Source organism: Micromonospora sp. NPDC050495, assembly GCF_040655175.1.
Lineage (GTDB): Bacteria > Actinomycetota > Actinomycetes > Mycobacteriales > Micromonosporaceae > Micromonospora.
Genome location: NZ_JBFAJK010000005.1, coordinates 1 through 21,421, shown reverse-complemented (window position 1 = coordinate 21,421; position 21,421 = coordinate 1). Strand labels below are relative to the sequence as shown.

At 73.2% G+C, this 21,421-nt stretch carries 21 protein-coding genes; 13 read left to right on the top strand and 8 right to left on the bottom strand.

All coding sequences use genetic code 11. The features are described from left to right. Together AB0I11_RS08120 and AB0I11_RS08115 are read left to right on the top strand one after the other, a co-directional pair. Positions 1-1,356, top strand: coding sequence for a hypothetical protein (locus AB0I11_RS08120; RefSeq protein WP_357315243.1), 1,356 nt, complete (start codon positions 1-3; stop codon positions 1,354-1,356). Positions 1,357-1,455: 99 nt separating this feature from the next. After that, the gene (locus tag AB0I11_RS08115) at positions 1,456-3,789 is read left to right on the top strand and encodes an acylase (protein ID WP_357315240.1); all 2,334 of its coding nucleotides are present in this window, start codon (positions 1,456-1,458) and stop codon (positions 3,787-3,789) included. A 165-nt stretch (positions 3,790-3,954) separates the two neighbouring features. Here the strand turns inward: AB0I11_RS08115 and AB0I11_RS08110 are convergent, their stop codons facing one another. Next, positions 3,955-4,731 carry a hypothetical protein gene (locus tag AB0I11_RS08110; RefSeq protein ID WP_357315238.1) on the bottom strand — a complete coding sequence of 259 codons (777 nt, stop codon included), beginning with the start codon at positions 4,729-4,731 and terminating at the stop codon, positions 3,955-3,957. 132 nt (positions 4,732-4,863) lie between these two features. Here AB0I11_RS08110 and AB0I11_RS08105 point away from each other — a divergent pair, with 132 nt between their 5' ends. Beyond that, positions 4,864-5,412, top strand: coding sequence for a TFIIB-type zinc ribbon-containing protein (locus tag AB0I11_RS08105; RefSeq protein ID WP_357315235.1), 549 nt, complete (start codon positions 4,864-4,866; stop codon positions 5,410-5,412). Positions 5,413-5,442: 30 nt separating this feature from the next. On the opposite strand, the gene AB0I11_RS08100 is transcribed toward AB0I11_RS08105, so the two are convergent. Together AB0I11_RS08100 and AB0I11_RS08095 are read right to left on the bottom strand one after the other, a co-directional pair. Then, the gene (locus AB0I11_RS08100) at positions 5,443-5,808 is read right to left on the bottom strand and encodes a VOC family protein (protein ID WP_357315232.1); all 366 of its coding nucleotides are present in this window, start codon (positions 5,806-5,808) and stop codon (positions 5,443-5,445) included. Between the two features lie 9 nt (positions 5,809-5,817). Further along, positions 5,818-6,159 carry a helix-turn-helix domain-containing protein gene (locus AB0I11_RS08095; RefSeq protein WP_357315229.1) on the bottom strand — a complete coding sequence of 114 codons (342 nt, stop codon included), beginning with the start codon at positions 6,157-6,159 and terminating at the stop codon, positions 5,818-5,820. Positions 6,160-6,280: 121 nt separating this feature from the next. Here AB0I11_RS08095 and AB0I11_RS08090 point away from each other — a divergent pair, with 121 nt between their 5' ends. Together AB0I11_RS08090 and AB0I11_RS08085 are read left to right on the top strand one after the other, a co-directional pair. Then, positions 6,281-7,120 carry an MBL fold metallo-hydrolase gene (locus tag AB0I11_RS08090; RefSeq protein WP_357315226.1) on the top strand — a complete coding sequence of 280 codons (840 nt, stop codon included), beginning with the start codon at positions 6,281-6,283 and terminating at the stop codon, positions 7,118-7,120. Between the two features lie 20 nt (positions 7,121-7,140). After that, positions 7,141-8,010: an alpha/beta hydrolase gene (locus AB0I11_RS08085; RefSeq protein ID WP_357315223.1), complete on the top strand. Its 870-nt coding sequence runs from the start codon at positions 7,141-7,143 to the stop codon at positions 8,008-8,010. A gap of 79 nt (positions 8,011-8,089) precedes the next feature. Here the strand turns inward: AB0I11_RS08085 and AB0I11_RS08080 are convergent, their stop codons facing one another. Then, positions 8,090-8,602, bottom strand: coding sequence for a hypothetical protein (locus AB0I11_RS08080; RefSeq protein ID WP_357315220.1), 513 nt, complete (start codon positions 8,600-8,602; stop codon positions 8,090-8,092). 219 nt (positions 8,603-8,821) lie between these two features. Here AB0I11_RS08080 and AB0I11_RS08075 point away from each other — a divergent pair, with 219 nt between their 5' ends. Next, on the top strand, positions 8,822-10,087 hold the full coding sequence (locus AB0I11_RS08075) for a phospholipase D-like domain-containing protein (RefSeq protein WP_357315217.1): 1,266 nt from the start codon (positions 8,822-8,824) through the stop codon (positions 10,085-10,087). Positions 10,088-10,113: 26 nt separating this feature from the next. On the opposite strand, the gene AB0I11_RS08070 is transcribed toward AB0I11_RS08075, so the two are convergent. Next, complete coding sequence (locus AB0I11_RS08070) at positions 10,114-11,040, bottom strand: NAD(P)-dependent oxidoreductase (RefSeq protein WP_357315214.1); 927 nt, start codon at positions 11,038-11,040, stop codon at positions 10,114-10,116. 359 nt (positions 11,041-11,399) lie between these two features. On the opposite strand from AB0I11_RS08070, the gene AB0I11_RS08065 reads away from it, so the two are divergent. Further along, positions 11,400-12,314 (top strand): EamA family transporter, encoded by a 915-nt coding sequence (locus tag AB0I11_RS08065; RefSeq protein WP_357315211.1) that lies wholly within the window; start codon positions 11,400-11,402, stop codon positions 12,312-12,314. Between the two features lie 111 nt (positions 12,315-12,425). On the opposite strand, the gene AB0I11_RS08060 is transcribed toward AB0I11_RS08065, so the two are convergent. Together AB0I11_RS08060 and AB0I11_RS08055 are read right to left on the bottom strand one after the other, a co-directional pair. Next, positions 12,426-13,745, bottom strand: coding sequence for a radical SAM protein (locus AB0I11_RS08060; protein WP_357315209.1), 1,320 nt, complete (start codon positions 13,743-13,745; stop codon positions 12,426-12,428). A 242-nt stretch (positions 13,746-13,987) separates the two neighbouring features. After that, positions 13,988-14,752 carry an SDR family NAD(P)-dependent oxidoreductase gene (locus AB0I11_RS08055; protein WP_357315206.1) on the bottom strand — a complete coding sequence of 255 codons (765 nt, stop codon included), beginning with the start codon at positions 14,750-14,752 and terminating at the stop codon, positions 13,988-13,990. A gap of 100 nt (positions 14,753-14,852) precedes the next feature. Here AB0I11_RS08055 and AB0I11_RS08050 point away from each other — a divergent pair, with 100 nt between their 5' ends. From AB0I11_RS08050 to AB0I11_RS08025, 6 genes are all read left to right on the top strand, one after another. Beyond that, on the top strand, positions 14,853-15,707 hold the full coding sequence (locus AB0I11_RS08050) for a helix-turn-helix transcriptional regulator (RefSeq protein ID WP_357315203.1): 855 nt from the start codon (positions 14,853-14,855) through the stop codon (positions 15,705-15,707). Between the two features lie 43 nt (positions 15,708-15,750). Beyond that, positions 15,751-16,401, top strand: a complete 651-nt coding sequence (locus AB0I11_RS08045) for a hypothetical protein (RefSeq protein ID WP_357315201.1) — start codon at positions 15,751-15,753, stop codon at positions 16,399-16,401. Between the two features lie 79 nt (positions 16,402-16,480). Beyond that, entirely contained in the window at positions 16,481-17,812 is a 1,332-nt protein-coding gene (locus AB0I11_RS08040; RefSeq protein WP_357315198.1) for an AAA family ATPase, read from the top strand. A 9-nt stretch (positions 17,813-17,821) separates the two neighbouring features. Beyond that, positions 17,822-18,127, top strand: coding sequence for a DUF6403 family protein (locus AB0I11_RS08035; protein ID WP_357315195.1), 306 nt, complete (start codon positions 17,822-17,824; stop codon positions 18,125-18,127). Next, entirely contained in the window at positions 18,124-19,473 is a 1,350-nt protein-coding gene (locus AB0I11_RS08030) for a hypothetical protein (RefSeq protein ID WP_357315192.1), read from the top strand. Before AB0I11_RS08035 ends, AB0I11_RS08030 begins: the two co-directional genes overlap by 4 nt. Further along, entirely contained in the window at positions 19,470-20,435 is a 966-nt protein-coding gene (locus AB0I11_RS08025) for a hypothetical protein (RefSeq protein ID WP_357315189.1), read from the top strand. The genes AB0I11_RS08030 and AB0I11_RS08025 overlap by 4 nt, the downstream gene beginning before the upstream one ends. Before the next feature lie 29 nt (positions 20,436-20,464). On the opposite strand, the gene AB0I11_RS08020 is transcribed toward AB0I11_RS08025, so the two are convergent. Further along, positions 20,465-21,145, bottom strand: coding sequence for a hypothetical protein (locus AB0I11_RS08020; protein ID WP_357315186.1), 681 nt, complete (start codon positions 21,143-21,145; stop codon positions 20,465-20,467). Between the last annotated feature and the right edge of the window lie 276 nt (positions 21,146-21,421).

The window sequence follows — 21,421 nt, the reverse complement described above, 5'->3', positions numbered from 1 at the left end:
ATGCGGCGTCGTCAACTGCTGGCGTCCGGGATGTTCACGGCAATTGGGTTCAGTGCCGGGGAGCTGTTGAGAGCAGCACCGGCCGCCGCTGAAACGGCCCCGCTGAAGAGCGTCGGCGTCCAACTGCCGGTGGACGACCTGCGGGCGATCGAGCTCGACGAGGCGCGCGGCCGCCTCTACCTCGCCCAGGGCGTCGGCGGCGCGCTGCCGCTGGTGGTGACCGACCTCGACGGCCGGCTGCTGAACCGGGTAACGGCCGTCGCCGACATCTCCGACCTCGTCCTCAGCGACGACGGGCGGATCCTGTACGTGGCGCAGGACTTCAACCGGATCGTGGCGCTGGACGCCGACACGCTCACCATCGTCGCCAGCTACCCGGCACCGCCCGGCGCCCACCTGTACACCGTCGAACCGACCGGCGACAAGATCGTCGGCGGGTTCATCGACGCCGGTCTCGGCTCCGGCGGTCTGCTGATCTGGTCCGCGCCCGGCACCCCGCCGGTGGTCTACACCGAGGGCCCCAACTACCACCCGATCATCGACGCCAGCCCCGGCGCGCCCGGCCTCCTCGTCGCCGGTGACACCGGATACTCGCCGGTCAGCACGTACGTCGTCGACGTCGCCGGGGACAGCCCGAGGATCGTCGGTCGGCGGGACAACACCGGCAGCAACCTCATCGACTACGCCGTGAGCCCGGACGGCACCGAGGTGGTGGAGACGGTCGGCTACCCGTACGAGCACCACTCGTACCGGCTGCCGGACCTCGCCGACGCCACCGTCTATCCCAGCGGGGTCTACCCGCAGGACGCCGCCTGGTCCGGGGACGCCTCCACGGTCGCCATCGGCCGCGCCTCGACCGGCACCGGTGACGCCGACGTCTACCTCTACGGCAAGGGCGGCACGGTGCCGACGTACGCCGTGGACTTCCGTAACGGTGACAGCCTCTGGGCGGGCACCCTGTTGGTCAACCGGGACGGCACCCGGGCCTGGGCGGTCAGCTCGACCGACCCGTACCAGGAGACCCAGCTGCTGCACTCCTTCGGGCCGGCGCACCCGCCGCAGCCGCCGATCACCGACCTGGCCGTCACCGCCCAGGTCGGGACCGGCAAGGACAAGGGCACCGCGCAGCTCACCGTGACCTGGAGCTCGCCGATCGGGGACGACAACTACTGGTGGATCACCGCGTCGACCAACGGCGGGGCCGAGCGGGAGTTCTGGCGCGGCAAGCTGGACGCCAGCGGCCGGTACAACCTCACCTACTCGCTGCCCCGCGGCACCACCACCTTCACGGTCCGGTACCGCGACTACTGGCAGTTCTACCCGGACGGGTACGCGACCGCGATCATCGACAGGTGACTTGAGCAACTTTCACCACTAGCGTCGGTCGGACCTGGACAGTCACTACTCGGGGAGGACGTCCATGTTCCGTCCGCACCACCACCACCGGAGCGCCCGATGAGGGCGCGCCCACTCGCGGCGGCAGCGGTCGCCGTCGGGCTGGTCGCCGCCGGCCTCACCGTCACCGGCGGCACCGCCGTCGCCCACGGCAACGGCTACTCCGCCCTGATCCAGCGCGCCTCCTACGGCGTACCGCACATCACCGCGCAGAACTTCGCGAGCCTCGGCTACGGCGTCGGCTACGTCCAGGCCGAGGACAACGTCTGCCTGATCGCCGAGCAACTGGTCACCGTCCGCGCCGAGCGGTCCCGCTGGTTCGGCGCGAGCACCGGCAACGTCACCAGCGACCTGTTCCACCAGAAGGCCATCGACGCCCGCGCCGCCGAGCGCTGGCTGACCGGCCCGCGCGACGGCATCCACGCGCCCTCCACCGAGGTACGGGACCAGATGCGCGGCTTCGTCGCCGGCTACAACGCCTACCTCCGCACCGCCAAGAACAAGATCACCGACCCGGCGTGCAGGGGCAAGGACTGGGTACGCCCGATCACCGAGCTGGACGTGTGGCGGGCGAACTGGACGCGGATGATCCGGGCCAGCTCCGGCGCGCTCGCCGACGGCATCGTCGCGGCCGCGCCGCCCGGCGCCGGCGGAACCGCGAGCGCCCCGCAGGCCGAAGCCGTCGTCGCCGCCCGCGACGGCGCGCCGGCCGGGGTGGGCAGCAACGCGTACGGCCTGGGGCGCGACGCCACCGCCAGCGGCGCCGGCATGCTGCTCGCGAACCCGCACTTCCCCTGGGACGGCGGCGAGCGCTTCTACCGGATGCACCTCAAGGTGCCCGGCCGGTACGACGTGGAGGGCGCGGCCCTGGTCGGCGACCCGCTCGTCGAGATCGGCCACAACGGACGGATCGCCTGGTCGCACACCGTCTCCACCGCGCGCCGCTTCGTCTGGCACCGGCTGGCCCTGGTGCCCGGCGACCCGACCAGCTACCTCTACGACGGCAAGCCCCGGAAGATGACCTCCCGCACGGTCACCGTCCAGACGCCGGGCGGGCCGGTCACCCGGACCTTCTACGACACCCACTTCGGCCCGGTCGTCGTGGTGCCGGGCACCTTCGACTGGACGGCGCAGGCCGCGTACGCGATCACCGACGTCAACGCCGCCAACAACCGCGCGCTCGACGGCTGGCTCGCGATGGGCCGGGCGACGTCGGTGGGTGAGCTGCGGAAGGTGCTGGACCGGCGGCAGTTCCTGCCCTGGGTCAACGTCATCGCCGCCGACCGCGACGGCAACGCCCTCTACGCCGACCACTCCGTGGTGCCCCGGGTCACCGGCTCCCTCGCGGCCGCCTGCATCCCGGCGCCCTTCCAGCCCCTGTACGCCAGCAGCGGCCAGGCCGTCCTCGACGGCTCCCGCTCCGCGTGCGAGCTGGGCCGCGACCCGGACGCCGCGGTGCCCGGCATCCTCGGCCCGGGCAACCTGCCCGCGCTGGTCCGCGGCGACTACGTGACCAACTCCAACGACAGCTACTGGCTGGCCAACCCGGCCCAACCGCTGGAGGGGTACGCGCGCATCATCGGCGACGAGCGGACGCCGCGCAGCCTGCGGACCCGGCTCGGCGTGCACCAGGTGCGGCAGCGGATCGCCGGCACCGACGGGCTGCCCGGCCAGGGCTTCACCACCGGCAAGCTGTGGGACGTGACGTTCGGCAACCGGGCGTACGGGGGTGAGCTGGTCCGCGACGACCTGGTCCGGGTCTGCGAGGCGCAGCCGACGGCCACCGCCTCCGACGGCACGGTCGTGGACCTGACCGATGCCTGCGCCGCGCTGCGCGGCTGGGACCTGAAGGTCAACCTCGACAGCCGCGGCGCGCACCTGTTCACCGAGTTCGCCCTGGCCGGCGGCCTGCGTTTCGCCGACCCGTTCGACCCGGCCGCCCCGCTCACCACGCCGAGCCGGCTCGCCGTCGACGACCCGCGGGTACGTACCGCGCTCGCCAATGCGGTCCGCAAGCTGAACGGCATCCCGCTCGACGCCCGCCTCGGCGACATCCAGATCGAGCCGCGCGGCGCGCAGCGCATCCCGATCCACGGCGGGCGCGCGGAAGCCGGCGTCTTCAACATGATCATCGGGGTGTTGCAGCCCGGCGTCGGCTACGCGAAGGTGCAGCACGGCTCATCGTTCGTGATGGCCGTCGAGCTGGGCCGCAACGGGCCGTCGGGGCGGCAGATCCTCACCTACTCCCAGTCGGCCAACCCGAACTCACCCTGGTACGCCGACCAGACCCGGCTCTACTCGGGCAAGGGCTGGGACACCATCAAGTTCACCGAGAAGCAGCTGCGGGCCGACCCCAACCTGGTCACCTACCGGGTGGGGGAGCGGCACCGCTGAACTGGCGAGGGGCCGGTGGCAGGGCGCTGCCGGCCCCTTCGCTGCGGACGGCAGCGGTTCCAAGCAATTAGCTGGAATCGGTAGCGGCCGCTTCGTCGCCCTTCCGGAAACGACCGGCTCGCACCAAGTCGGTCCATGGCCCCGGGGAGGCAGTCGCGGCCCTCACTAGCCGGGCAGTGGCTCCCGTCTGGCAGGAAGCCTCTTCTGCTGCGTGATCGTCAACGGAACACCATCCGGGGAGAGCAGCTCGATCAGGTCGAGCAGGCTTTCCTGCAGCCTGATCAGGCGATCGTTGCCGTCTGAACCAGCAGATTCGATCACGTCGACCTCCTTCCGTAACCGGTCGAACCACTTCGCAAAGTGATGATCGTCTTCCAACCTGCTGCAGAATGCGGCGTACCCCATGACCACGAAGCCTCCGCCCTGCGGTGATTCGTTGCGGACCAGCATGAGCTCCCCAATCGCCCGCTGCTGTCCACGGAACAGTCGGAGGGGACCGGTTACTGCATCAGTTGCGAGAATGTGTGTTGTTTGGGCGACCGCGTCGAACAGCCGGTTGACGTTCTCCAGATGCCGCCTGTTCCAGAAGCGCTGGTCGCGCCGGATGATCTCCAGCCAACCCAGGTACTCGGCGAGCACGAAGACGGTGTTGTCCCTCGCATACTGCTGCTCCTCGTCGTCCTTGGATCGGAGGTAACGGGTGAGGAAACCTCGACTGATTCCGTTGTACACGCGGGACTGCAGTGCCTGGGCCGACCACAGCAGAGGCTCTCGATAGTGCCCGAACAACTCCTCGGCATCTTCTCGCTTCGTCCGCTCCTGAGCCTGCTGCTGCAACTCGAGCCTGGCGACGGTCGTCCGGTGGGTAGCGATCGCCGACACGAGCGCACAGACGACCGCAACGCCAGCGGACAGGACCGCCACGGAAACTTCGACCTCCATCGCTCTAGCATGCCGTAGTTGGCCGGCTTCTATCTGTATAAGCCCCTGGTTGACGGTTGTGTTGCTTGCCGGCGTCGATGACGTTGCCCAGCGGGTCCATTCCGGCTGGCGTATCGGCGTAGGGTCGGTGTCGTGGCAGCGGCGGCGCGCCGGTACCGCTACGTCGGCCCGGCGGACGTGCAGGCGTCCGTCGCGGACGCCCCCGAGGGCTGGCCGATCCGGTCCCCGGTCGACCTCGACGCCTACCTGACGGCCGCCGACTCCCGCGACCGGGACGACCCCTTCACGTACGTCGTCGACCCCGCCGGCACGCTGCGGCTCGCGCCCAGACGCAGCGAGCACGTCGCCTGTGCCGGCGGTGCGGAGGTGCTCGGCGCGGGGGAGATCGCCTTCGCCGACGAGCGGGGCGGCTGGGTGGTGACCGAGGTGAGCAACCAGTCCACCGGCTACTGCCCGGGTCCCGCCTCCTGGCCGGCGGTGGCGGACGCCCTGGACCGGGCGGGCGTCGATCACCCGGAGGGTTTCACCGAGCTGGTCGTCTTCCGGCGCTGTCTCGACTGCGGCGAGCGCAACCTCGTCCGCGACGAGGATTATGTCTGCGCGCTCTGCGGCGCCGAGCTGCCGGAGGACGTGGCGCCCCGGCTGACGGCCCAGCCGCCGACCGACCACCATCCGCACTGACCAGCGAGCGCCCCCGACGGACCCGCGGCCTCAGCGGGCCGTCCAGGTCTGCACCTCGACCAGGTTGTCCTCGGGATCGCGCAGGTAGGCCGACCGCACACCCCAGCCGGGCCGGTCGGCGGCCTCGGCCACCACCACCCCGGCCGGCAGGGCGGCGATGGTGGCGTCCACATCGGGTACGGGGACCACGACCAGCACCCCGCCGTCGCCCCGGCCCACCGGCAGCACCGCCTCGGCGGCCCGGCGGCCGAGCAGCGCGAGGACCGTCTCACCACCCTGGTCGAAGCTGGCGTACTCGACGTCCGGGACCACCGTCTCCGGCTTGCCGAGCAGGTCGGTGTAGAAGCGCAGGGTGGCCGGAAAGTCGTCGGCGACAACGCGCGCGTGCACGCTCACGCCCCGACCCTAGTCCCCGTCGGCTGGCGGCTGGCTCGCCGCCCACTCGCAGATCGCGGCGAGCGGCTTCTCCAGGGTGTGCCCGAGGTCGGTGAGCTCGTACTCGACGTGCTGTGGAGCGCTGGCCTTGACCACCCGGCGGCGCACCAGGCCGTCGGCCTCCATCCCGCGCAGCGTCTCGGTGAGCACCTTCTGGCTGATGCCGGGCAGGCGGCGGCGCAGTTGGGCGTGCCGCTGCGGCCCGGCCAGCAGCGCGTAGATCAGCAGGACCCGCCACTTCGCCGCGAACCGTTCCAGCGCCTGGCGGGTCGAGCAGCTTTCCTGAAGAACGTCGGGGATGACGAGAACCATCGGACCTCCCGATCGGCGGATCGCCGGCAAGGGCACCGGAAAGTGCCTTCTGGTCGGTGCCGGCCGGCCGCCCTAGCGTCGGCGCCAAGCTAGTTCCTCGACGCCGATCGGATGGTCGACCGTGACGCAGTTCCGCATCCACACCTACACCGCCGCGGAGAGCGGCATCCTCGCCAACAGCTATCTGCTGGAGACCGCCGACGGGGTGGTGCTCGTCGACGCGAACCTGCTGGTCTCCGACGCGCGGGCCCTCGCCGCCCGGCTCGCCGCGCTGCGCAAGCCGTTGCTGGCCGCGTTCGTCACCCACGCCCACCCGGACCACTTCAACGGCCTGCCGTATGTGGTGCCCGACGACGTACCGGTCTACGCGACCGCGGCGGTGGCCGAGGCGATCGCCGAGGTGGCCGAGCCGAAGCGGGCGCAGTGGCAGCCCGTGTACGGGGACGAGTGGCCGGACCGGTACCGCGTGCCGGACCACGTGGTGCCGGCCGGTGGCACCGCCGAGCTGGGCGGGCTGCGGATCGCGGTGCACGACGTCGGCGCGGCGGAGAGCCACGCCGACTCGTACCTGCTGGTGGCCGGCGGTGAACGGCGGGTGGCCTTCATCGGCGACCTTGCCTTCGACGGCACCCACGCCTACACCGCCGACGGGCACACCGGCCGCTGGCTGGCCGCCCTCGACCGGCTGGACGCTGAGCTGGGCGGGCTCCGGCTCTATCCGGGGCACGGTGCGCCGAGCGACGGGAGCCTGCTCGCCGCGCAGCGGCGCTACCTGCTGATGTACCGGGAGGCGGTGCGCCGGATCGCCGACGGCGCACCGACGCTCGGCGAGGCGCAGCGGCGGGAACTGACCGAGCTGATGATCCGGTTCCTGCCGGAGGCCCCGCTGGACTGGTTGGTCGGCCTCGGCGCCGACGCGGTCGCGGCCGAGCTGGCCGCCGAAGCGCTGGCCGCCGCATGAGCACCCGGGAACGCGGGAGCGTGACGCCGGAGCGCGTCACCTTCGCCAGCGACGGCATCGACCTGGTCGGCGAGTTGCGGCTGCCGGCCGTGGCCGGGCCGGCGGCGGCGGTCGCCCTCACCGGGCCGTTCACCGGCGTCAAGGACCAGGTCACCGGCACGTACGCGGACCGGCTCGCCCGCGCCGGCTTCGTCACCCTCGCCTTCGACCATCGGGGCTTCGGGGAGAGCGGCGGCCGCCCCGGTCACGAGGACAGCCAGGGCAAGCTGGCCGACCTGCGGGCGGCCGTCGAGCTGCTGCGGTCCCGGCCGGAGGTGGACCCGGACCGGATCGGCCTGGTCGGGGTCTGCCTCGGCGGCGGTTACGCGGTCCGGGCCGCCGCGGAGAACCCCCGGGTGAAGGCGGTCGTGGGCATCGCCGGCGGCTACAACAGCCCGGCCTGGTTCGTCGAGCGGATGGGGGTGGACACCTACCGGTCGGCGCTCGCCGGCCTCCTCGACGGGTACGACGAGTTCCTGCCCGCCGTGGCGCCCGGCGGCGGGGAGGCGGCGATGGGCGGCGACGAGCCGTACGCCTACTACGGCACCGGCCGGTCCGCCGCACCGCACTGGCGCAACCGGGTGACCCGGGGTTCGCTGCACGCGCTGATGACGTTCGACGCGCTCGGCGCGGCCCCGCTGCTCGCCGCGACTCCGCTGCTGGTGGTGCACGGCCGGGTCGACGCCTACTGCGCGCCGGAACTCGCCGCCGAGCTGCACCGGCGCGCGCCCGGCGAGAAGGAGATCGTCTGGCTGGACGCCGCGCGGCACATCGACCTCTACGACGTGGAGCCGTACCTGACCGAGGCGGCGGATGCGGCGGCCGCCTTCCTGCACCGGCACCTCGGTTGAGGCGGCGGCCGGAGGTTCCGGATCTCCGGTGACGCGGCCGGCCGGGACGAGCCCGGCCGGAGCCGGTGGGTGCCGCCGGTCAGGCGGCGGGGCAGGCGTTGTCGGCCTTCCGCTTGGCGATCGCCTTGTCCGGGCCGGAGGCGTACTCGGCGAGGGTCTCCCCGCCCGGGTCGTACCGCCAGGTCTTGCCGGTCTGGCGTATCGCGCTGTGCCCGGTGCGGCCGGCGTGGTGCCAGGTCAGCTCGACCAACTCCATGCTCGCCGGCTTGACGTCCTGGAGTTCGATCCGGTCGCCCTTGAAGAACGGGCAGGCCTTGTTCACCTTCTCGAAGTCCTTCTTGCTGATCTCCTTCTTCGCGGCGTCGGTCCAGAGCGCGTACGCGCCGGCCCAGTCGCCGTCGGCGAGCAGCGTGAACTGCTTGTTGGCGACCTCCAGCGCCTCGGCGACGTTCGGGCCGATCGGCACCGGGGTCTGGGCGCCGGTCGCGCCCGGCTGGGCGGTCCCGGGCGGGGACGTGGCCGGGTCGGCGCCGCATCCGCTGGCGAGGGTCAGGATGGCCACGCCGATCAGCGCGCCGGTGGTCCAGCGCATGGGCAAACCTCCGTGAGTTATCGACTGCTGTCGCTGGGAGCGTTCCCAGACCTGGCAGTCTGGCACCGTCCGACGCCCGCATCAACCCCCTCGCCGGGGTCGGCCGGCGAACGCGCCGTGATCACCGCGGGTCCGGTGGGCCCGGGCGGTTCCCAGGTGGAGCCCGCGGTGGTTCCATTGTGGAGTTGCGGACCGTCCGTTCACCCACCGGGAGGACCCATGTCCCTACGCAGAGTCGTATCATCGCTGGCCGCCGCCGGGTGCCTGCTGGCCGCCGGGCTGTCGATCGGGCCGGGACCGGCGACGGCGGCCCCCACCACCACGGCCGTGTTCAACAATCCGGTCGGCACGACGGCGGAGAAGGCCGCGATCCAGACCCGCCTCGTCGAACTGATCGACGGCGCGCCGGCCGGCTCCCGGATCCGGATGGCCATGTACTACGCCACCGACGCCACCGTGCCGAACGCCCTGATCGCCGCCAAGAACCGGGGGGTGAACGTCCAGGTCGTCTTCAACGACAACGACCGGACCAAGGCGCCGTACGCCGCCCTGGTGACCGCCCTCGGCACCAGCCTCAGCGCCTCGTCGTGGATCCTGTTCTGCCCGGCCGGCCGGGGCTGCATCGGCAACCGGGTGCTGGGCAGCGTCGACTCGATCAACCACAACAAGTTCTTCCTCTTCTCCAGCACCCAGGGCGCCGCGAACGTGGTGGTCCAGTCGACGGCCAACCTGCACACCGGCCGGGACGGCCTGGGCGGCTGGAACGCGGCGCTCGTCCTGGTCGGCAACACCGGCATCTACAACGCCTACAGCGGCTACTTCGACGACCTCAAGGCGCGGGTGGTCAACAACAACTACTACGACACCGGGCGGCCGGCGGTGACCTCCGGCGCTGCGAAGATCCACTTCTATCCGCGGCAGGAGAGCAACGGGCAGCCGTACAGCGATCCGGGCGAGGACACCATCGCCACCGTGCTGGACAACGTGGCCTGCTTCGGCAACTCGGTGGTGGGCACCCAGGACGGCACCCACCGCACCATCATCCGGGTCAACCAGACCATCTTCAGCCGCACGTACCTCGCCTCGAAGCTGTGGGCGCTGGACAAGGCCGGCTGCTACGTCGAGGTGGTCGAGCGGTACGACCCGGCCAGCAACTCCGAGGTCACCGCCATGAAGAACCTGCTGGCCGGCACCAGCAGCGGCTACGGCGGCCCGGTCGTCAAGTACTACTGCGCCGGTGACAGCGTCTGGACGCACAGCAAGTACCTACAGGTCGAGGGGAACTACTACGGCGGCGCGGACCGGACGATCACCTGGGTCGGCAGCCACAACCTCAGCTACAACTCGCTGCGGCAGTCCGACGAGACGCTGTTGCAACTGGAGGACACCACCGTGTTCAACGCCTTCCGGACCAACTTCCGGACGGTCCGCGACACCGCAAGCATCCGGTCGGTCGCCAACGGCGGCACCGCCACCTGCTCCTGAGCCGGGCAGCCGGCCGGCGGGGCGGGTCAGCGGGTCGCCCGGGCGACCAGTGGGATGCCCTCGCGGTAGGTGGGCACGGCCGGCGCCCAGCCCAGCTCTCGCTTGGCCTTGGCGTTGGAGACGCGCATCGAGGTGGTCATCATGGCGTGGAGGTAGGGGATCGGCCGCAGCACCCAGCTCGGCACCCGCCACGGCCGGCGCGCCCCGAACGCGGCGGCCATGGTGTCCAGGTAGTCGCCCCAGCGCACCGGCTCGTCGTCGACGATGTTGTACGCCTGGCCGGCACGCCCCTTCTCCAGGGCGGCCACGGTCGCGGCGGCGGCGTCCTCCAGGTAGATGAAGTTGGTGAAGCCGGCGGACGCGGGCACCGGCAGCCGGCGCTTGCGCACCAGGTTGACGATCATCCGGGTCATGCTGTCCTGGCCGTAGAAGAACCCGTAGCGCAGCGCCACGCCCGCCATCCCGTCGGCGGAGAAGGTCTGCTCCTCGGCGGAGCGCATGGCCGCCACGGCGCTGCCCAGCATGCCGCCCACGGGCTCCCCGAACGGGTCGTCCTCGGTGAGCACGCCGGGGCCGTGGTCGCGGTAGCCGTACCCCAGCATGATCGACTGGGTGACGAAGCGGTGGGCGCCGACCGCCCGGGCCGCCGCGAGCAGGTTGGCGGTTCCGGTGGTACGCAGCTCGTTCGTGCCCCGCATGGCGTCGCGCATCTTCGGGCTGCCCAGCGCGGTCAACTCGTGCACGACCGCGTCGGCCCGTACGTCCCGGACGGCGGCGAGCAGGTTCTCCCGGTCCAGCACGTCGGCCACCACGGCCTCGGCGCCGGCACGGCGCAGCCGCTCGGCGTTGGTCTGGCTGCGGCTGATCCCGACCACCTCGTGGCCGGCGGCGATGAGCTGGCGGGTGAGCGGCGTGCCGATCGCGCCCGAGGCGCCGGCGAGCAGGACTCTCATGGCTCCGGTTCCCTTCTGCAGGTCTCACCCCTATGGACGGAGTACCGGTCGGACATGTGATGACCGGTCGGTGTGTCGTCCCACACGGCCGGCGGCATCGGTGAACGGGGCCCAGCGTGCGCCGACCCGAGACCGCGCCGGCTCGCGAAACGGGTTCGTGCCGCCCGGCAGCCGTGCATAGGATCGGCACATGCACCGGACCTTCAGCATCATCTCCCCGCCGCGCTTCTGAGCGGGGCGGTTCCGCTCATCGTGTCCAGCCGGTGTGGGCTGGACACGCGATCCATGCAGCGCTGAGTCCGGTACGTACGCCCCGCTTCCGCGACCCCCGTCTCTCTCGTCGCAGGAGCGATTTCCTCATGCTTGTCTCCCAACAACCGGTGGCCGCCACCCGGCGCTCCGCCACCGGTCTCTGGTCGCTTGTCCTCGCCGGCGTGCTGTGGGGCACCGGTGGTCCCACCGGCAGCCTTCTCGCCCACGAAACGGGGCTGTCCCCGCTGGCGGTGGCCGCCTACCGGCTCACCGCCGGCGGCACGCTCGTCATCGGCTGGCTCTGCCTGACCCGAAAGCCGCTGCCCCGCCGCCGGGAAGCGTTGGCCCGGATGGCCGGGAACGGGTTGCTCGCCGCGCTCTTCCAGGCCTGCTTCTTCGCCGCGGTGTCCCGGACCAACGTCAGCCTCGCCACCCTGCTCACCATCGGCGCGGCACCGGCTCTGGTGCTGTTCGCCGAACGGGTCGCCGGACGGCGGCGGGTCAGCGCGTCGATGCTCGCCCCGGTGGCACTGGCCGTGGGCGGTCTGGCCCTGCTGGTCGGCACGCCGGCCGGCGGCATCACCACCGCGGCGGCGCTCACCGGCGCCGGACTCGCGTTGCTCTCGGCGGCCGGCTTCGCCGCGATGACCCTGATCGGCACCCGGCCCGTCGCCGGACTCGACGATTTCACCGCCACCGGCGTCAGCTTCGCGTTCGGCGGTGCCGTGCTCGCCGCCGCGTCCACGGTCACCTCCGGCATGGGGTTCGTCCCCACCCCGAGGGCGGTGGGGTTGCTGCTCCTGCTGGGCGCCGTACCCACCGCCATCGCGTACGCCCTGTACTTCCGCGGCCTGCGCACCAACCCGGCCGGCACGGCGGCGCTGATCGCGCTGCTGGAACCGCTCGTCGCCACCTTCCTGGCCACCCTGTTCCTCGGCGATCGCCTGAGCCCGACCGGGCTCGTCGGCGCCGGGCTGATCACCACCGCCATCGTGCTGAACAGCCGCGGCACGCACCGCTGACCGGAAGGGGCCCGGACCGGACCCACCGGACCTGTCCGGGCCCTGGTCGTCCGCGCTTCGACGCCGGACGCGCAAGCACCTGCCGTTTCCGGCCCGAGGGCCGGTCGCCCGTTACGACTCCGGTTCCGGTTCGGCGGGCAGACTGTCCATGAACGAGCTGACCGAGAAGACCGCCCGGCCGGCGCCGGCCGGGCCGTACCCGGGCGGGCTGGACAGGCCGTTGGCCTTCATCGTTGCGGCGTACGCCTCCAGCAGCCGGATGTGGTATTCCAGCGGCGCGCCCTGCGGGTTGGTCCTGCCGAGCGGGGTGGTCGGCTCCGGGCACCAGGTGGTGAACCGCGGGGTGATGCCCCGGGACATGAAGTACTGCAGGCCCTCGGTGGTGGAGTCGATCGCCTCGTCCACGCTGGTGAAGCCGTACGGGGCGGCCATCTCGACACCCGCCACGAAGTTCGGGATGACGTTGCGCGGACCGAAGATCTCGGCGGAGTCGAGGATCCGCCGGTGCCACTCCTCCCGACCCACGTACCGCTCCTTGCCGGGGCAGTAGAGCTCGAACAGCCGCTTGTCCCACACCTCGTAGTTGGGGTGGTAGATCCGGATGCCGTAGTGGTGGAACCGCTGCACGTCGGCCCGGGGCAGCGCCTGCGCGACCACCTTGCCGATCCACCGGCCCGGGAACCGCTCCTCGATCGCCTGGGCGTACCGGCCGTAGAAGTCGGCCTCGGCCAGCCCGTCGACCTTGGACGTGATGCTGCCGCCGGTGAGGGTGTACGCCCGCGAGGCGCCGGTGCTGTCGTGCCGGTCGATGATCTCCAGCGCCTCCAGCACCTCCTCGACGGGCTTGACCCCGGTGTACGGGCGGCCGGCCTGCTTGTGCTGACGCCAGTTGTGGTTGATGTCGCAGTACTGGCACTCCTCCTTGGCGCCGAAGTACTGGCAGACCCGGAACACGGTCAGGTAGATGAGGTAGCCCCACTGGATCGTCGGCGCCACCTCCATCACCGACTTCCCGTTGGCCAGCGTGTGCCGGTAGTAGTCCGGCATCGGGGGCAGCCCGACGTCGGCGATCGGCCGGCCGTCCAGGAACAACCGCAGGCGGCCGTCGCCGTCGTCCTTGACCCGGTACGGCGAGTCGGGGTTGGTGCGGACCGAGACGACCGTGCGGCGCAGCCCGTACGGGCCGCCGGTGAGCACGATCTCCTCCGGCGGCCGGCGCAGCGCGGCGGTGCCCAGGTCCGGCAACGTCCGGTGGTCGAAGGAGAAGATGAAGTAGGACTTGGGCTTGACGGTCCCGCTCTCGTTGTCGGTCAACGCCGAGTCGTCGAAGGCCAGGCCGCCACGCAGCAGGTCCTCCTTGATGACCGCCTCTTTCGGCACATGGGGAAAGCGCCCCATCAGGTCCTCGATGAGATCGGTACGCGCCTGCATGCGCCCTCCCTGGCGGTTGTGCGCGAAGGCCCCGAGGTGGTGCACGAGGCCTGAGGTGGGTCGGGGGAGACTCCCTGCTGCCTCCAAGCTAGTCGGCCCGCGTGGGCCGGACGGATCGGTCAGCCCGTGGTTGTTCCCTACGTCACGTCCCCCGATGCCGCCCACGCCGGTCGGACCGGCGGTGGGCGGGGGGCCGTCGGGGCCGGGGCTGACCGGTCGTCTCCCCGCGTCCGGGATATTCGCTACTTCCCGTGCGGGTCGGCCGCGTTGAGCGTCGCGACGACCTGGTCGTAGTCGCCGCGCGCTTCCCCGTACCGGAGGAACTTGACCCGCTCGACCTGGATCTCCCTGGCGTCGGGCTGCGACTCGAGCAGCGCCATGACCTCCGCCACGAACTCGTCCAGCGGCATGGCGAACTCGCTGGTCTCCTGCCCGGGCAGCAGCCCGGTGCGGACGGCCGGCGGCTCCAGCTCCACGACCTTGACGGTGCTGTCGGCGAGTTGCAGCCGGAGCGACTCGCTGAGCATGTGGATCGCGGCCTTCGAGGCGTTGTAGCTCGGCGTGGCCTTCAGCGGCGTGAACGCCAGGCCCGAGGAGACCGTGACGATGGTGGCGTCCGGCCGGGTCCGCAGGTGCTCGATGAAGGCGGCGATCAGGCGGATCGGGCCGAGCACGTTGGTCGTGACGGTCGCTTCGGCCGAGGCGAGGAACGACTCGGGCCGGTGCCAGTCCTCGACCCGCATGATGCCGGCCATGGTGATCAGCACGTTGAGGTCCGGGTGCCGGGCCAGCACCTGCTTCGCGGCGGCGTCGATGCTGGCGGGATCCGCCGTGTCGATCTCCACGGTGTCGATGCCCGGGTGCTCCGCCGCGATCCGCGCGAGCAGGTCGGCGCGCCGGCCGCCGACGATGACCGTGTTGCCCTTGGCGCGCAGCTCGAGGGCGAGGGCGAGGCCGATCCCGCTCGTCGAGCCGGGGATGAAGACGGTGTTTCCGGAGATGTTCATGGTCCGAGGATCGCCGTTCGTGCCCGGCTGGGGGCAGAGAGCGGTTATCGGGGGATCGGCGATCCCTGGCTGGCCGGGCCGCCGGGCGGATACTCGGCTCATGGACCGTGCAGCCCTGGCCGACTTCCTGCGCCGCCGCCGCGAGGCGTTGCGGCCCGCGGACGTCGGGTTGCCGGCCGGCGCCCGCCGCCGCGCGCCCGGCCTGCGGCGGGAGGAGGTCGCCGCGCTGGCCGCCATGTCGACCGACTACTACACGCGGCTGGAGCAGCAGCGCGGCCCGCAGCCGAGCGTCCAGATGCTCGCCTCCCTGGCCCGGGCGCTGCGGCTGACCGGCCAGGAACGCGACTACCTGTTCCGGGTGGCCGGGCAGAACGCGCCGACCTCGGTGGCGACGGCGACGCACGTCGCCCCGGCGCTGCTGCGGGTGCTGGACCGACTAGATGACACCCCGGCGCTGATCCTCTCCAATCTGGGGGAGACGCTCGTGCAGAACCGGATGGCGGCCGCCCTGCTAGGGGATAAATCGGGCTATACGGGCCTGGCTCGCAGCGAAATCTACCGGTGGTTCACCGATCCCGCCGAGCGGCTGCGCTACCCGGAGGACGACCGTGGCCGGCAGAGCCGCGCCCAGGTCGCCAACCTGCGCGCCGCGTACGGGTCGATGGGTCCCCGATCGCGGGCCGGTGAGCTGGTGCGGGCGCTGCAGCAGGCGAGCCCGGAGTTCGCCGAGCTGTGGGACCGGCACGAGGTGGCCACCCGGTTCGCCGACCACAAGACGCTCATCCACCCCGAGCTGGGCCCGATCGAGCTGGACTGCCAGGTGCTCTTCACCGAGGACCAGTCCCAGGCGCTGCTCGTGCTCACCGCCCCGCCCCGCAGCGAGGGCGACGAGAAGCTACGGCTGCTCGCCGTGCTGGGCCACGAGCGGTTCCCCGCCGACCCGGCACTGGGGTAGCACCGGCCGGCCTACCGTTGCCATCCACTGCCATCATTGGGCGGTGGTGTGGAACGACGTGATCGATCACGGCAGCGGAACCCCTCATCCGGACCACGCCGTCCCGGGCGGCCGGCTGGACACCCGCGCCAACCTGCTCATCGCCGAGTACAACGCGATCCGGTCCGTGGTGGCGCAGAAGTCGTCGGCGTCGCACGCGCTCGTCGGCGCGTACCTGACCGTGGTGGCGGTGATCCTGGGCTTCGTGGTGGCGAACCGCGCCGACCCGCGCCTGCTGGTCACCGTGCCCATCCTGGCCGCCGGCTCCGGGATCACCATCCTGCGCCGCCGCCGCGACCGGGAGGCGGCCAACCGCTACATCCTCGACGTGCTGCGGCCGATCGCCGTCGAGTGCTCCGGCGACGAACGCATCCTCACCTGGGAGGACTTCTACGCCCGGCACCGGGACGAGCGGTCCCTGCGGTACGAGTTCGGGTTGCAGCTGGTCTTCCCGATCTCCGCGGCCGCCGCCCTGATCGCCACCCTGCCGCTGCTGGACTGGTTCGGCGACTGGCTGGCCTGGCTGGCCGGACTGCTCCTCCTCGGCGCGCTGCTCTTCACCTACGTCGAGCAGAACCGGACCCAGCTCGGCCGGGCGGCCCGCGGTGCCGGCACCGCGGTCCGGACGCTCCTGCGCCGGCTGCCCCGGCGGTGACGCGCCGACCGAGATGACCGCCGGCCGGTGCGGGCCTCGTAGGGTGGCGGGGCAGCAGCCGGTCCAGGGGAGGGAACAGATGCGCGCCGAGGTGACGGTCCCGCCCGCCGTCGAGGCGGAACGCGTGATCACCGCCGTCCTGGCCGACCTGCGCTCCGGCGGCCACCGGGGCGTGGTGGTCGACTCCCCGCCGGGCGCCGGCAAGTCCACCCTCGTGGTCCGCGCCGCCGCCGAACTCGCCGCCACCGGCGACCCGCTGATCATCGTGGCGCAGACCAACGAGCAGGTCGACGACCTCGTCGACCGCCTGGCCCGCAAGGCACCCGAGCTGCGGATCGGCCGGCTCTCCGGCACCGACTACCGGCCGTCGGCGCGGGTCCGGGAGCACGCCGGGGTCCGGGTCGCCGCGAAGGTCGCCGACCTCGGCGGTCCGGCCGTGACCATCGGTACGGCCGCCAAGTGGGCCACCGTCACCGAGGGCCGCTGGCCGTGGGCGATCGTCGACGAGGCGTACCAGATGCGCTCCGACGCCCTGCTGCGGGTGGCCGGACGCTTCGAGCGGGCGCTGTTCGTCGGTGACCCGGGCCAGCTCGACCCGTTCTCCACGGTCGAGACGGCCCGCTGGACCGGCCTCACCTGGGACCCGATGCAGTCGGCGGTGGCCACCCTGCTGCGGCACAACCCGGACCTGCCGGTGCACCGGCTGCCGGTCTCCTGGCGGCTGCCCGCCACGGCTGCGCCGCTGGTGGCCGCCGCCTTCTACCCGTTCACCGGGTTCCGCGCCGGCACCGGCCCGGCCGAGCGGGCGCTGACCCTCACCGAGCCGGGGCCGGGCGACCCGCCGGACGCCGCCCTGGAGCTGGCCGCCGCGTCGGGCTGGGCGCTCTACGAACTGCCCGAGCGGCACACCCCGCGTACCGATGCGGAGGCCGTCGCGGCCTGCGCGGACCTCGCGCTGCGGGCGCTGCGCCGGGGCGCGGTCGCGGTCTCCGAGCAGGCTCCCGGCGGCGCGCCGGTGACGGCCGGCCGGATCGCCGTCGGCGCCGCGCACCGCGACCAGGCGGCGGCGATCCGCGCCCGGCTCGGCCCGGCGGGTGCGGGCGTCACCGTGGACACCGCCAACCGCCTCCAGGGTCGGGAGTACGACCTGACGATCGTGCTGCACCCGCTGTCGGGGCGGCGGGACGCGACCGCGTTCCACCTGGAGACCGGGCGGCTGTGCGTGCTGGCGTCCCGGCACCGGCACGCGTGCGTGGTGGTGGCGCGGGCGGGGATCCCGGAGCTGCTGGACGCGCACCCGTCGACCGAGCGGGTGCACCTGGACGTGCCGGTGAAGTTTCCGGACGGCTGGGAGGCGCACCAGCGGGTGCTCGCCCACCTCGACGCGCACCGGCTGGCGGCGGTGCGTTAGACAGGGATCATGACCTTGAGCGTGCTGCCCTGGCTGGGTGGGGGTGTGGTGGCGGTGGCCGCCGGATTCGCCGCCGCGCTGCTGCCCCGGCGCCGCGCCCGCGCCGAGAACCGGCGGGTGGCCTGGTCGTCGGCCCGGGCGGCGATCCACGACGCCGCCGTCAGCCGGGACGCCGCCCGGACGCCGGTGCCCGACGCGGACCGGCTGCTGGCCCGCGCCGAGCTGCTCGCGGCCGCACGCGGCGGCACGGACGCGGCCCGGGAGGCCGCCGACCACGCCCGCCGCGCCGACCAGATGTGGCGGCGCGGCCGGTGAGGGCGGGTCGGGAAGTGCTGCGCTGGTCGCTGCTGGTGGTGGCGGTGGCCGTGCTGGCGGTGTTCCTGGTGGCGCAGCGGCAGAGCGTGGCGGTCAGCTACGGGCGCTCACCGTCGTCGGCCACGCTGACCGGGGAGGGCGCCGCCGGTGAGCTGAGCGACGCCACCGTCCCGTCGGTGGCGGAGATGACCGCGCTGGTCGCGGCCGACCCGGTGGTCCGGCTGCCCGGGGCGGTCGCGCGTTGGGACGAGACGCGGGTCCGCGCCATCGGCGGTGACGACACCCGGATCCTGGTCGCGCCGCCCGGCCTGGACGAAGCGGAACGGCGGCGGGTGAAGGACGTGGAGAACGCCACCGTCCGGATCATCGGCACCGAGGTCAGCGGCGGCATCTACGTGGCCACGCCGGACGACCTGCCGGGCTGGCGGGCACAGTTCGCCACCGGCGACGTGACCGGGCAGGTGCTCGCCCTGCTCGCCGGGCTACGCGAGCAACCGTCCCCACCCGACCGCGACGACCTGCGGTGGCGGGAGCCGACGGCCGCGGAGCTGACCCCGGTCACCGCCGCGCTGGACGCCACCGGCCGGTACGTCGGGCCGGGCGCCACGCTGCCCCGGCTGCCGCAGGAGGCCGCCCGGGACGCGTTCCCGGGCGGGGCCTGGTTCGTGGTGCTGCCGGCCCAGCCGTACGGGAAGCCGCTGCCCGCGTACGGCCCGGCGCTGCACCGGCTCGCCCCGGAGCGGCCGGTGGTGGTGATGTACGGCGGCTGGATCGAGTACCACGGTCCCGGCGCGGCGGACTTCGCCGAGGTGGCCGGGGCCAGCTTCTACGCGCAGTACGGCGGCCGGCTCAGCCGGTACGCCTATCCCCAACTCAACGTGCTCGGCGCGTACCTGGCCCGGGTGACCGACGTGCGGTACGCGGGGCTGTTCGACCGGCCGCTGCCGTACCGGCCGTTCGACCCGCTGCGGGTGGCGCTGCCGGCGCTGCCCTGGCTCTTTGCCGGCTGCGTGGCCGGGTTCGTGGTGTTGTCGATCCGTACCGTGCGCGGCGCCGGTCGGGGCCGGCCGGGCGAGGTCGGGCCGGCTGGCCCGCCGGCCCGGCTGGCCGGGCTGTCCGCGCTGGCCGTGGAGCTGTCCCTGCTCACCGACGCCCGGAGCGACCCGGCGCTGGTGCGGGGCGTCGCCCGGCTACGCGCGGCCCGGTCCGCGCTCGACGACGGCCTGCCCGACCGGCACGTACGCGGGCTGCTGGCCGACGCGGCGGCCGAGCTGGACCAGGCGGCCCGGGACGTGCGGATGCCCGGCTACCGGCCGGACGTCTACCTGCGGGGGACGCTCTCGTGATCGCCACCGCGCGCCGGCTGCTCGGCCGGCTGGTCGGCACCGCGTTCGGCCGGGCGGTGCTGGCCTGCCTGGCGCTGGCCGGCTGGGCGCTGTGGTCCGGCGGCCTGCTCGACGGCCCGGTGGCCCGGCACGTGCGGGTCTCGTCGGTCTACGCGGCGCCGGGCGTCGACCTGGACCGGGCCGCGGCCGAGCGGGTCGTCGGCAACCGCCGGCTGGTGGTCCTGCTCATGGCGCCCGGGGCTGACCTGCGGGAGGCGTGCGCCGACACCGAACGCGCCACCCATGGCACGCTGGTGCTGGCGATGAGCCGGGACGGCGAGGACTGGGACACCTACGGCTGTTCCCGCGTCGGTGGCGACAGCCCGCGCGACATCGGCCGGTCGCTGGTCGCGGAGACCGTGATCAGCCAGGGCGCGGACGCGTTCGTGGACCGGCCGATCGAGGCGCTGAAGGTGATCGTGCTCAACTACGACCGGTTGGTCCGGACCGGCCTGCTGCCCGACGGGGCGCGGACCATCAACCCGTCGCTGCCCCGCTATCTGCTGGCCGGCGGCGCGGTCGTCGGGGTGGTGGCCGGCGCGGCGGCGCTCTGGCTGGGCGGCCGGCGGGCCGGCCGGCTGGCCGACGCGCGGCGAGCCGTGCGGGACGCGCGCGCCGACGAGCGGGCCGCGTTGGGCGCCGCCACCGCGGTCCTGGCCCAGCAGATCATCGACCTGGACCGGGCCGGCGGGCCGGTCGGGCCGGCGTACCGGCGGTTGGCCGGCGACTACGTCGGGCTGCTGGACGAGGTGTCCGACCCGGACTCCGGGGACTCGGTGGGCCGGCTGCGCGAGCGGGTCGAGGAGCTGAGCCGGCGGGCGGCGGACCTGGCGGACGACGCGGCGACCGGTGGGGGAGCCGGCAGGGCGTCGGGTCGGGGCGCCGGAGCGTCCGGTTCGGGGCGGCGGCGGGGCGTCCGGTGAGGGCCCGGCTCGGGGCGGCGCGACGCGGATCAGGTCGCCAGCAGTTGGTAGACGAAGGCGCCGGCCTGCAGGCCGATGTAGTTGCCGGCGGCGATCAGCAGCAGCGGCGCGTACGCGGCGGGCCCGGGTAGCCGGCCCGACTCGCGTACCGCCCGGACCAGGTCCCGGCCGAGGGCGGCGGCCCGCACCCAGCACAGGGCCACCGTCAGCAGCGTCATCAGGGTGATCGCGTCGCTGATGGTGGCCAGCAGGTCGGGGAAGCCGTAGCGGGCCGGGTCGCGGCCGGCCGCGACGAACAGGTGCTCGCCCATCCGGAAGCCGAGGGCGGTGCCCAGGATCGCCCCGACCGCCGAGAACTCGCCGACGTGGGTGAGGAAGGCGCGGGCCGACGGCACCGTCACGGGGAGCATGAGGACCGTGACGAGCTGGGTCAGCGTGGAGACCGCCAGGAACACCACCACGGCCGCGACCACGGCGGTCACGGTGCGCCACGGGCGGGGGATCAGCGCCGGGTCGTCGACGTACCTGGCGGCCAGGTGCCCGCCGAGGATCACGAGTCCCATCAGGACGGCCATGACGAGCGCCGCCGGGTTGGTCGGGAAGCGGTTGGCGGGCCCGGCCGGCGGGGGCGGCGCCGGTGGTGGCTGCCGGGACGCGGGCAGCACGGACCCGCGGCGGGGAACCGGTCCGTTGCGCTTCTGCCGAGCCACTGCGTCAGGGTAGCGGCGGGCGGCGAACGCGCCCGGCCGCCACGGCGCCCGGCGCGGGTGGCGCCGCCGAGCGGCCGAGCGGCGTGCTCGAGCGGCCGGGGCGGCGCGGCCGGGCGGCGCGGTCGAGCGGGTGGCGCGCGCCGCACCGTCCGGAGTGGCCCGGTCGAGGGGGGGGGGGCGGGGGGGGGCCGCCCCGCCCCGCCGCCCGGCGCACCGGAGGGGGGCGGGCCGCGGGGCCCGGCCCGCGGGGGGGTTTTTTGGTGGGGGGGGTGGGGT

What these genes read in the sequence shown, in the direction of transcription:
- AB0I11_RS08035 (WP_357315195.1), top strand. Translation starts at nt 17,822, where the DNA reads ATGACCTTGAGCGTGCTGCCCTGGCTGGGTGGGGGTGTGGTGGCGGTG.
- AB0I11_RS08115 (WP_357315240.1), top strand. Translation starts at nt 1,456, where the DNA reads ATGAGGGCGCGCCCACTCGCGGCGGCAGCGGTCGCCGTCGGGCTGGTC.
- AB0I11_RS08075 (WP_357315217.1), top strand. Translation starts at nt 8,822, where the DNA reads ATGTCCCTACGCAGAGTCGTATCATCGCTGGCCGCCGCCGGGTGCCTG.
- AB0I11_RS08080 (WP_357315220.1), bottom strand. Translation starts at nt 8,602, where the DNA reads ATGCGCTGGACCACCGGCGCGCTGATCGGCGTGGCCATCCTGACCCTC.
- AB0I11_RS08060 (WP_357315209.1), bottom strand. Translation starts at nt 13,745, where the DNA reads ATGCAGGCGCGTACCGATCTCATCGAGGACCTGATGGGGCGCTTTCCC.
- AB0I11_RS08050 (WP_357315203.1), top strand. Translation starts at nt 14,853, where the DNA reads ATGGACCGTGCAGCCCTGGCCGACTTCCTGCGCCGCCGCCGCGAGGCG.
- AB0I11_RS08070 (WP_357315214.1), bottom strand. Translation starts at nt 11,040, where the DNA reads ATGAGAGTCCTGCTCGCCGGCGCCTCGGGCGCGATCGGCACGCCGCTC.
- AB0I11_RS08110 (WP_357315238.1), bottom strand. Translation starts at nt 4,731, where the DNA reads ATGGAGGTCGAAGTTTCCGTGGCGGTCCTGTCCGCTGGCGTTGCGGTC.
- AB0I11_RS08095 (WP_357315229.1), bottom strand. Translation starts at nt 6,159, where the DNA reads ATGGTTCTCGTCATCCCCGACGTTCTTCAGGAAAGCTGCTCGACCCGC.
- AB0I11_RS08055 (WP_357315206.1), bottom strand. Translation starts at nt 14,752, where the DNA reads ATGAACATCTCCGGAAACACCGTCTTCATCCCCGGCTCGACGAGCGGG.
- AB0I11_RS08120 (WP_357315243.1), top strand. Translation starts at nt 1, where the DNA reads ATGCGGCGTCGTCAACTGCTGGCGTCCGGGATGTTCACGGCAATTGGG.
- AB0I11_RS08040 (WP_357315198.1), top strand. Translation starts at nt 16,481, where the DNA reads ATGCGCGCCGAGGTGACGGTCCCGCCCGCCGTCGAGGCGGAACGCGTG.
- AB0I11_RS08065 (WP_357315211.1), top strand. Translation starts at nt 11,400, where the DNA reads ATGCTTGTCTCCCAACAACCGGTGGCCGCCACCCGGCGCTCCGCCACC.